General features: G+C 41.7%; 9 protein-coding genes. 6 read left to right on the forward strand and 3 right to left on the reverse strand.

All coding sequences use genetic code 11. From position 1 onward, the window contains the following. Window positions 1–242: 242 nt before the first annotated feature. Both thrS and RWM06_RS08730 read right to left on the reverse strand, forming a co-directional pair. Entirely contained in the window at window positions 243–2,186 is a 1,944-nt protein-coding gene (gene thrS / locus RWM06_RS08725) for a threonine--tRNA ligase (RefSeq protein ID WP_313970839.1), read from the reverse strand. Between the two features lie 53 nt (window positions 2,187–2,239). Beyond that, window positions 2,240–2,563 (reverse strand): MazG-like protein, encoded by a 324-nt coding sequence (locus RWM06_RS08730; RefSeq protein WP_218756938.1) that lies wholly within the window; start codon window positions 2,561–2,563, stop codon window positions 2,240–2,242. A 503-nt stretch (window positions 2,564–3,066) separates the two neighbouring features. On the opposite strand from RWM06_RS08730, the gene rpsO reads away from it, so the two are divergent. The 6 genes from rpsO to RWM06_RS08760 all read left to right on the forward strand — a co-directional run bounded on the left by rpsO (window position 3,067) and on the right by RWM06_RS08760 (window position 8,282). Further along, the gene (gene rpsO, locus RWM06_RS08735; RefSeq protein WP_001018251.1) at window positions 3,067–3,336 is read left to right on the forward strand and encodes a 30S ribosomal protein S15; all 270 of its coding nucleotides are present in this window, start codon (window positions 3,067–3,069) and stop codon (window positions 3,334–3,336) included. Between the two features lie 583 nt (window positions 3,337–3,919). After that, entirely contained in the window at window positions 3,920–4,540 is a 621-nt protein-coding gene (locus tag RWM06_RS08740; protein ID WP_045611205.1) for a CadD family cadmium resistance transporter, read from the forward strand. A gap of 235 nt (window positions 4,541–4,775) precedes the next feature. Continuing rightward, window positions 4,776–5,822, forward strand: a complete 1,047-nt coding sequence (locus tag RWM06_RS08745) for an iron ABC transporter permease (protein ID WP_313970840.1) — start codon at window positions 4,776–4,778, stop codon at window positions 5,820–5,822. A gap of 1 nt (window position 5,823) precedes the next feature. Continuing rightward, the gene (locus RWM06_RS08750; protein WP_313970841.1) at window positions 5,824–6,579 is read left to right on the forward strand and encodes an ABC transporter ATP-binding protein; all 756 of its coding nucleotides are present in this window, start codon (window positions 5,824–5,826) and stop codon (window positions 6,577–6,579) included. A gap of 19 nt (window positions 6,580–6,598) precedes the next feature. Further along, a complete protein-coding gene (locus RWM06_RS08755; RefSeq protein WP_313970842.1) occupies window positions 6,599–7,609 on the forward strand; it encodes an ABC transporter substrate-binding protein in 1,011 nt (336 codons plus the stop codon). Continuing rightward, window positions 7,590–8,282: an alpha/beta hydrolase-fold protein gene (locus tag RWM06_RS08760; RefSeq protein ID WP_313970843.1), complete on the forward strand. Its 693-nt coding sequence runs from the start codon at window positions 7,590–7,592 to the stop codon at window positions 8,280–8,282. Before RWM06_RS08755 ends, RWM06_RS08760 begins: the two co-directional genes overlap by 20 nt. Before the next feature lie 43 nt (window positions 8,283–8,325). Here RWM06_RS08760 and RWM06_RS08765 read toward each other — a convergent pair whose 3' ends face one another. Next, a complete protein-coding gene (locus RWM06_RS08765; RefSeq protein WP_313970844.1) occupies window positions 8,326–9,075 on the reverse strand; it encodes a 1-acyl-sn-glycerol-3-phosphate acyltransferase in 750 nt (249 codons plus the stop codon). Between the last annotated feature and the right edge of the window lie 128 nt (window positions 9,076–9,203).

Raw genomic sequence — 9,203 nt, forward strand, 5'->3', positions numbered from 1 at the left:
CTAACTCATGAAAGCAAATCTTGTGTGGTGGTTTGGTCAATCACTACTAGCTCGGATTAAATAATACTCTTCGAAAATCAAATTCAAACCACGTCAGCGTCGCCTTACCGTACTCAAGTACAGCTTGCGGCTAGCTTCCTAGTTTGCTTTTTGATTTTCATTGAGTAAAAATATAAAAAGCAACAGCTGAAATAGTTGTTGCTTTTTCTGGCTCTGAAAATGTTTCTCAGACTGTGATTGTTTTATTTCTCAACGCGTGATTTGTTGGCGATATCAGCTAGGATAGCTTGAACAAAGTCATCAACTGAGACAGTTTGTGTTTCTTTTTGGCCGTAGCGACGAACGTTTACTGTTCCGTCTTCCATTTCCTTGTCCCCAACGATCAATTGGTAAGGAATCTTGCTGGTTTGTGAAGCACGGATCTTGAACTGCATTTTTTCATTGCGTTCATCTACGTCTGCACGGACACCACGGTCACGGAGTTTTTTAGCTACTTCCCATGCGTAGTCCACGTGTTTTTCGTTAGATACTGGGATGAGGGTTACTTGGTGTGGTGCAAGCCATGTTGGGAAGGCACCCTTGTAGTTCTCAATCAAGATAGCTGTGAAGCGTTCCATAGTTGAGATAACCCCACGGTGGATCATAACTGGACGGTGCTCTTCACCATCAGCTCCGATGTATTTAAGGTCGAAGCGTTCTGGAAGCAAGAAGTCAAGCTGGATAGTAGAAAGGGTTTCTTCTTTACCAAGGGCAGTCTTAACCTGGATATCCAATTTTGGTCCGTAGAAGGCTGCTTCACCTTCGGCTTCAAAGTAGTCCACACCCATTTCATCAAGAGCTGCACGAAGCATAGTTTGGGCATTTTCCCACATTTGGTCGTTATCGAAGTATTTTTCCTTGTCCTCTGGGTCACGAAGAGAGAGGCGGAAGCGGTATTCATTCAAGTTGAAATCTTCATAAACATCGATAATCAACTGAAGGGCGCGTTGGAACTCTTCTTGGATTTGTTCTGGAGTAACGAAGAGGTGACCGTCGTTGAGCGACATCTCACGCACGCGTTGAAGACCTGTTAGAGCACCTGATTTCTCATAGCGGTGCATCATACCGATTTCAGCGATACGGATTGGCAACTCACGGTATGAGTGAACATGGTGTTTGAAGACTTGGATGTGGTGTGGGCAGTTCATTGGACGAAGGACAAATTCTTCCCCGTCACCCATGTCCATAGTTGGGAACATGTCTTCTTGGTAATGATCCCAGTGACCAGAAGTCTTGTAAAGTTCAACAGAAGCAAGCGGTGGAGTGTAGACGTGTTGGTAACCAGAAGCCAACTCTTTGTCTACGATGTAGCGTTCCAATTCACGACGGATAGTTGCACCATTTGGCAACCAGAATGGAAGTCCTTGTCCAACCTCTTGAGAAATCATGAATAAATCAAGCTCTTTACCAAGTTTACGGTGGTCACGTTCCTTAGCTTCTTCACGCATTTGAAGGTAGTTTTTCAAGTCTTTCTTGTCAAACCAAGCTGTACCATAGATACGTTGCATCATAGCGTTGTCGCTATTTCCACGCCAGTAAGCACCAGCTACGTTAAGAAGGTGGAAGATTTGGATACGGCCTGTTGATGGGACGTGAGGACCACGGCAAAGGTCCACGTATTCACCCTGACGGTAGATAGTCAAACCGCCCTCGTCTTCAGAGTGTTCTTCAATCAATTCCAACTTGTAAGGGTCATTCTTGAAGATTTCACGTGCCTCGTCTTTAGTAACTTCTTCACGGATTGATGGGAAGTTTTCTTTGACGATTTTTTGCATTTCTTCTTCGATACGAGGAAGGTCTTCGTTAGAGATTTGACCAGCTGTGTTGTCAGTATCGTAGTAGAAACCATCTTCGATGGCTGGACCAACTCCCAAGTGAATGTCTGGGAAAAGACGACGAGCTGCTTGGGCAAACAAGTGAGCTGCTGAGTGACGCAAGATTGGAAGGGCATCTTCGTGATCAGGTGTCACGATTTCGATGCTTCCATCTTCAGTGATAGCACGAGTAGTGTCGATGAGTTTGCCGTTGAATTTACCAGCCAAGGCCTTTTTAGCTAGGGAATTGCTGATAGATTGGGCAATTTCAAAAGTTGTAACGCCAGATTCGAATTCACGAACAGCGCCATCTGGGAAAGTAATGTTAATCATGATGTTCTCCTTATTATTATTTCATAGTTTCTAAGCATTGACTTTTTTGCAGACTACTTCCTAGTCTTAATGTTCAATTGCTTTTCTTTATCAGAGAGGAAGTTTTCCATTTCCGTCAGAATGTCTATATCCAGACGTTGAGAAAGTTCTACTAGCCACCAGATATTTTCTGAAAGTTTTTGTTCCAGTGTGTAAGGTGTTTCATCATAGTAGCGTCCTTGCTTGGTCATCACTAGTCGTTGGAAATTTCCAATATCATTAGACAAAGCCAAGAGGTCTTCTTCTACCGTCCACTTGGAATCATGATGCTTAACTTCCAGTTTGTGATAAGCTTGTCGGATTGCACAACTGCGCTCCACTAATTCTTGCAACTCCATAGTTAGCCTCCTCATAAAAAATTGCGACATCCTCGAAAGGACGTCGCAACGTGGTTCCACCTTCATTTATGTTCCTCAAAAAAGAGGGACACCTCTGATTGGCTCTAACGTGGCCACCGTTTTATGTTTTCATAAAAAAACTCAAGAGTAGTATCAGTTTAGGCTTTCTATGCGTTTTCAGCAACCACGCACTCTCTAGTAGAAAGGGACTAAGTGACTTGTCTCTATGGATTATTATAGCATGATTGTGAAAATTTTCAAGATATTTGTAGATTTTTTTGAATTTCCTTGTTGGAAAGGCGTTGGTAATCAGCTATGGTAATATTAGCAGAAATTGACAATCTTAATTGTGTTAGTGAAGCAAAGAGAAAGAAAGTAAATCTGTTGACAAAGATGTTAGTTATTGGTAGAATAGGGATTGTCGTAAAGACAAATAACTTCTTCTTGGTTACAGGCATGCCAACCTGTCACTCGGATGAAGCCAAATAAAAAGGAGAAACATCATGGCAATCTCAAAAGAGAAAAAAAATGAAATCATCGCACAATATGCACGTCACGAAGGTGATACAGGTTCAGTAGAGGTTCAAGTTGCTGTCCTTACTTGGGAAATCAACCACCTTAACGAACACATCAAACAACACAAAAAAGACCACGCTACTTACCGTGGATTGATGAAGAAAATCGGTCGCCGTCGTAACTTGCTTGCATACTTGCGTAAAAACGACGTTAACCGTTACCGTGAGTTGATCAACTCTCTAGGACTTCGTCGCTAATCTTGCGTCTAAACCGTTTCTATACTTCGTTGGCTTCGGCTCGATGTACCATTAGTACAACCTTCGCCTCGTCGCCTAGTCTATAAACGGTTTATCTAGCAAGAATTATGATGCTAAGGGCGTAAGAAATCCGTATGAAAATAGGGAAATGACACAGTGTTCGATGAACACAAGGAGTTTCATCTTTTTCACTAGGATTTTACCCTAATCTCAAATCAGCTCTCTGACTTCAGAGGGCTTTTTTATTGAGGTTTTATCGGTCACAATTTTGGAGACTACAAAAACCTCAAATGGTATCAGCTAATTACACCATAAGGGTGCGCAGCTACTCGGCTTGAAAAGCCGAGTAGCTGTCTGCAAGCCCCTTCGGAGAGCCCACACTTTACGAAGTAAAGTATAGTATGTTATACTTTACATGGAAGTAGTCACCGAATTCCAGTTAGAAATTACTTTGTAACTACGTTTTGAGGAGGAGTAAAATGCTTTCCTATGTTCGAAATTACCCACTAGCGATAGCTAAATTAATGTGTCTGTGCTCTCCTAAAATCTGCTGATTTATTACTGACCAATACAGGAGGTTTTTATGGGACAGACAATCATATCTGCTATTGGTGTTTATATTTCTACCAGTATCGATTATTTAATTATTTTATTTATTTTATTTGCACAGCTATCACAGAATAAACAAAAATGGCATATTTATGCGGGGCAATATCTAGGCACAGGCTTACTTGTAGGGGCGAGTTTAGTTGCTGCTTATGTCGTTAATTTCGTGCCTGAAGAATGGATGGTTGGATTGCTTGGTTTAATCCCTATCTATTTAGGGATTCGCTTTGCAATTGTTGGAGAAGGTGAGGAAGAAGAGGAAGAAGAGGAAGAAATTATTGAAAGATTAGAACAAAGCAAGGCAAATCAACTGTTTTGGACAGTTACATTGCTGACAATTGCGTCTGGCGGAGATAATTTAGGTATCTATATACCTTATTTTGCTTCGTTAGATTGGTCACAGACCCTCGTGGCCTTGCTTGTGTTTGTAATCGGCATAATTATCTTATGCGAGATTAGCCGGGTGTTATCCTCTATTCCCTTAATATTCGAGACAATTGAAAAATACGAGCGAATCATTGTGCCCTTAGTATTCATTCTACTTGGACTATACATCATGTATGAAAATGGCACGATAGAGACTTTTCTGATCGTGTAGATTTTTTTGTTTCACTAGGATTTTAGCCCGGGCTCAAATCAGCTCTCTGATTTTCAGAGGGCTTTTTACGTTGTCGCCTTACCTCGATATACTCAAGTATTATCTTTACTTACGGTTCCTAGCACTATAAAACCAACTATATTCATTTGTTCTCATCTTGTTACATTGTTGAAAATATGGTATACTTTTCATGAGAATTTTCTAAATTTTTAAGATTCTATCAAAGGAGGTTTGCATGCTTTCCAAATTTTCTGGAAGCCGACAAGACCAGCAATTTGTGTTACTTTTAGTTATTTTGCTAGGTATTTTAGGGATTTCTCTCTTTCTAGCAGTTTCAATGGGATCCGTTGCGATTGATCTAGGAGATACCTATCGGATTATTTTGAATAGATTGGGGATTCCTCTTGAGATAGGAGAGGTTTCCAAGTCTACTCTTGCCATTGTATGGAACATGAGATTCCCCCGAGTATTGTTAGGTTTGATAGTGGGGGCTGGTCTTTCTATGTGTGGTAGCGTGATGCAGTCTACAGTGAACAATCCCATCGCTGAGCCCTATGTCTTAGGAATATCTGCGGGTGCAACTTTAGGGGCAACCTTGAGCATCATTCTTGGTTTAAAAGTGATGATTAGCCTTGGAGCTTTTCTTGGAGCTATTTTGGCAACAATTGCTGTCCTCATCATTGCCTCTATGCAGGGAAGGATGACGACTTCCAGTCTGATCTTATCAGGAACGGTGGTCAACGCTCTCTTTCTGGCTTTTTCAAACTTTATTATCTCAGTTGGCGCTAATGCGGACAGTGTGATGACCATTAAGTTTTGGACCATGGGCTCGCTCGCTGGGACTTCCTGGGCAGACTTGGTCCTGCCAACTATGGTAGTAGGAATAGCCTTTCTATTTTTCTCTACTCAGTATCGTGTTTTCAATGCGATGATGATGGGAGATGAGGCTGCTTTAACTTTGGGGATTCCCTTACGCTTTTATTGGTATCTTTATGTGACAATGGTGGCTGTGCTGACAGCAGTCTTAGTGGCAACCTGTGGGATTATTGGATTTGTCGGTCTGATTACTCCTCACTTAGCACGAGGATTAGTAGGAACGAGTTACAAGAGGCTTTTTCCTGTTGCAACCTTGCTAGGTGCCCTCTTTGTCATCTGGGCAGACGTACTCTCTCGTATCATCATTCCAAACGCAGAGCTTCCTATTGGTATTTTCACAGCCTTAGTAAGTGCTCCCTTCTTTATCTACATTGTTGGAGGTAGGCGAAGGGAGGTGAGGGGTTGATATGGATTTGATTTGTCAGGACATCCATTTTGGACTAGGGGAGAAAAAAATCCTCAAAGGAGTCTCTCTTAAGGTTAAAGGGAATCAATTTCACACGATATTAGGGCCAAATGGAAGTGGAAAAACCAGCCTGCTTAAACTCCTCTATCGTCAGGAAAAGGCGGACAAAGGCTTGATAAGCCTAGATGGAAAGCCTCTGGAGCAGTGGTCAATCAAAGAAACAGCCAAGCAAATGGCAGTTGTCACCCAGTTTAATCAATTGCAGTTTGATTGTACAGTTGAGGAAATCGTCTTGCTGGGAAGAACTCCCCACCTCTCTTTTTTACAGAAGGAAAAGGAAAGGGATTATGCCCTCGTTCAAGATGCCCTCGTTAAGGTGGATATGCTTGAGAAGAAAACTCGTCTCTATTCGTCTCTGTCAGGGGGAGAGAAACAGCGAGTCTTACTAGCCCGCGCCTTGGCGCAAGAACCGACTCTCTTGCTCCTGGACGAACCAACCAATCACTTGGATATCAAGTATCAGCTAGACTTGTTGGCCATTGTGAAAAATCTAAATATCAATGTTCTAGCTGTCCTGCATGATATTCAACTTGCTTGTCGCTATTCGGATTATCTCTATCTAATGAAAGAGGGAGAAATCCTTTACCAAGGGACTCCAAAGGAGACCATCACCCCTGAGTCATTGCAAACTGTATACGGAGTTCAAAGTCAGGTTACTTGGACCGAGGATCAGCAAGCCATGATTCACTATTTATAAGAATGAAAAGGAAAACAAAATGAAAAAAACACTCAGTATTTTACTGGTAACAGTAGCTACCTTAACTTTGGCAGCTTGTGGTAACACTACTACAGAAAAAGCTACCACACAGTCTAGTACAGAAACAAGTCAAAAGGCCAGTACAGAGACGACTTATCCACTAACGGTCAAAACCTATGATGCGAAAGGGAATGAAGTCGAACAAGTCTTTGACAAGGCACCTGAAAAAGTTATCACCAACAATCTTTCAACCACTGAAATCTTATTGGAGTTGGGGTTGAAGGATAAAATTGTTGGCATGCTCAACCCTGATAATGCTGTGACGGACAAATATAAGGACGCTATTGCAACTATTCCTCAAATCGGGGATAAAAAAACAGTGTCACAAGAGACAGTCCTTTCTTATGAGCCAGAAGCTGTGATGGGTCGAAACATGATGTTTTCTGAAAAATCCTTGGGGACAGTTAGCACTTGGAATGAAAACAAAATCCCAGTCTATACTCAAAAAGCTTCTCTCTCAACGATTCAGCAAGATTTGGGGAATATCGTAGAAGATGTCAAAAATCTTGGAATGATTTTTAATGTTCAGGACAAGGCTAATGAATACGCAGCCCAATTACAAACTAAAATTGACGCTGTTAAGAAAGCAAACCCAGTAAGCCAAGGTGAAAAGAAAAAGGCTTTGATTATGGTTGCTTATAATGATGAAACCTTCGGTGCCTACAAATCTGCTTTGCAAGAAAGTTTGCTGAACCAACTTGGTTATACCAACGTTGCTACGGGGACATCAGGTTTGACCTTGGAAAATCTCGTGTCAATGGATCCTGAATTGATTATCTATGTAACCAGCGATCGCAATAAAAAATTGGATGAAAAAGCAGTAGAGTTGATGAAGGCAAATGCTGTTTTGGAAGGCGTTCCTGCTATTAAGAATCAAAAAATCATGACCATCTCTTACGATGAATTGATGGACTATGGTCCAGCAGTGATTGATTCCCTTGAGAAAATCAATGACTTTATCAATAAATAATGAGTTTGATTGGGAAGGAATCCAAGTCAAAATCAGCCTTCCTTCTAACTACGACCCCAATCAAACCTATCCGGCTATTTTATTGAATGATGGGAACTTAGATTTCCTATCGTCCCTTTCTGAATCTGTGATTTTAGTGGGATTGACCTCTAAAAATCGCTTAGACGATTATACTCCCTGGGCGACATCGGCTCTGAGAGATGAAGCTCCAGATTTTGGAGGTCAGGCCAACGTCTATCATGATCATTTATTTGGAGGTCTTTTAGACAAGTTGCAGTCACTTTATCGCCTGGACGAAACTCGTCTTGCCTATGGAGGCTACTCACTAGGTGGTTTGGCGGCAGTCTACAGTCTTTTCAGTTTTGACAAGGTTTCCTGTGTCTTCTCCATCTGCGGTTCCTTTTGGTATCCTGATTTTGTGACTTACTGCAAGGAAGAAAATGTGAAAAATTTGGACTGTTTGCTGTATTTACAGAATGGTCAAACAGAAGGAGCCTATCACACTAATCGCTTGGCTCAAGCACCAGTCTATGCTGAGCAAATCCATACCAGTCTTCAGAAATGCTATCCGAACGGTCAGTTTGTCTTTGACCCTTATGGGCACCATGAACAAGTGCCTGAACGATTTTTAGCCTTTTCTAGCTGGTTGGCCCAAAAATGGAAAATCGAATAAAAGAGTTATCCCTTGGCTTTTGCCAAGGGATTGTTGTATTTATTTAACTAAGTTTTTCTCTCTTTTTATCTGGATTCCAGACGAAGCTTGCGATGAAGCTAAAGATGATGGTTAGGATAGCGAGGATAATGGCAAGGATGAGGGCAGGGATGCGGATAAGCCACCAGAGTGGGTTTGGTTTTTTATCATTGTGCCATTGTTTCGTTTCTTGGTCCAGACGTTGGAATTCTGCTTGGATGCGATTGGCGACTGTTTCAATGCCTTCATCATTCATTTTTTTGATATCTGAGATATCGATTGGATTTCCAAAGTTCATATCGACACGTTCACGGCTAACTAAGCCCTTCAAAGTCATGGGACCTGTGTAGGTAACAGGCATGATACGGACCTTGGCCATTTTGGCAATCAAGGCTACGCCACCCTTGACATCATTTGAGTGACGGCTCCCACTTGGAAACATGATGAGAGAGCGATCACTTTTTTTGAGAACATTGATAGGGTATTTGATGGCTGAAGCGCTAGGATTTTCACGGTCGATAGGAAAGGCACCACACATACGAATCCACCAGCCAAAGATACGGTTGGTAAAGAGCTCTTTTTTGGCCATAAAGATGAATTGTTTTGGCTTGGTCGCAAAAGCCATGTAAACTGGATCCCACCAAGTGCGGTGAGGCGCAACCAAAATATAATTTTCATCTTGATTAGGAATTTTATCAGTATTATGATAGTGGGCATTGCCATTGATGGACCATAGGAGCAAGACAACCAATCCACGTAAATAAGTATAAAACATGCGATCTCCTTCGATTGTTTTCTTGTTATTATTATACCTTATCAAAGGAGGGCTGGCAAACTTTTCCCTTGACGGTAAATTCCCAAACTAAGTTCCACCGCTAATCCAAGTGGAAGTTAGTCTGATAA

It is taken from the genome of uncultured Streptococcus sp., assembly GCF_963516575.1.
GTDB lineage: Bacteria > Bacillota > Bacilli > Lactobacillales > Streptococcaceae > Streptococcus.

Bases quoted from the DNA above. Each gene is read 5' to 3' on its own strand.
- thrS (WP_313970839.1), bottom strand. From the start codon at position 2,186: ATGATTAACATTACTTTCCCAGATGGCGCTGTTCGTGAATTCGAATCT.
- RWM06_RS08730 (WP_218756938.1), bottom strand. From the start codon at position 2,563: ATGGAGTTGCAAGAATTAGTGGAGCGCAGTTGTGCAATCCGACAAGCT.
- rpsO (WP_001018251.1), top strand. From the start codon at position 3,067: ATGGCAATCTCAAAAGAGAAAAAAAATGAAATCATCGCACAATATGCA.
- RWM06_RS08740 (WP_045611205.1), top strand. From the start codon at position 3,920: ATGGGACAGACAATCATATCTGCTATTGGTGTTTATATTTCTACCAGT.
- RWM06_RS08745 (WP_313970840.1), top strand. From the start codon at position 4,776: ATGCTTTCCAAATTTTCTGGAAGCCGACAAGACCAGCAATTTGTGTTA.
- RWM06_RS08750 (WP_313970841.1), top strand. From the start codon at position 5,824: ATGGATTTGATTTGTCAGGACATCCATTTTGGACTAGGGGAGAAAAAA.
- RWM06_RS08755 (WP_313970842.1), top strand. From the start codon at position 6,599: ATGAAAAAAACACTCAGTATTTTACTGGTAACAGTAGCTACCTTAACT.
- RWM06_RS08760 (WP_313970843.1), top strand. From the start codon at position 7,590: ATGACTTTATCAATAAATAATGAGTTTGATTGGGAAGGAATCCAAGTC.
- RWM06_RS08765 (WP_313970844.1), bottom strand. From the start codon at position 9,075: ATGTTTTATACTTATTTACGTGGATTGGTTGTCTTGCTCCTATGGTCC.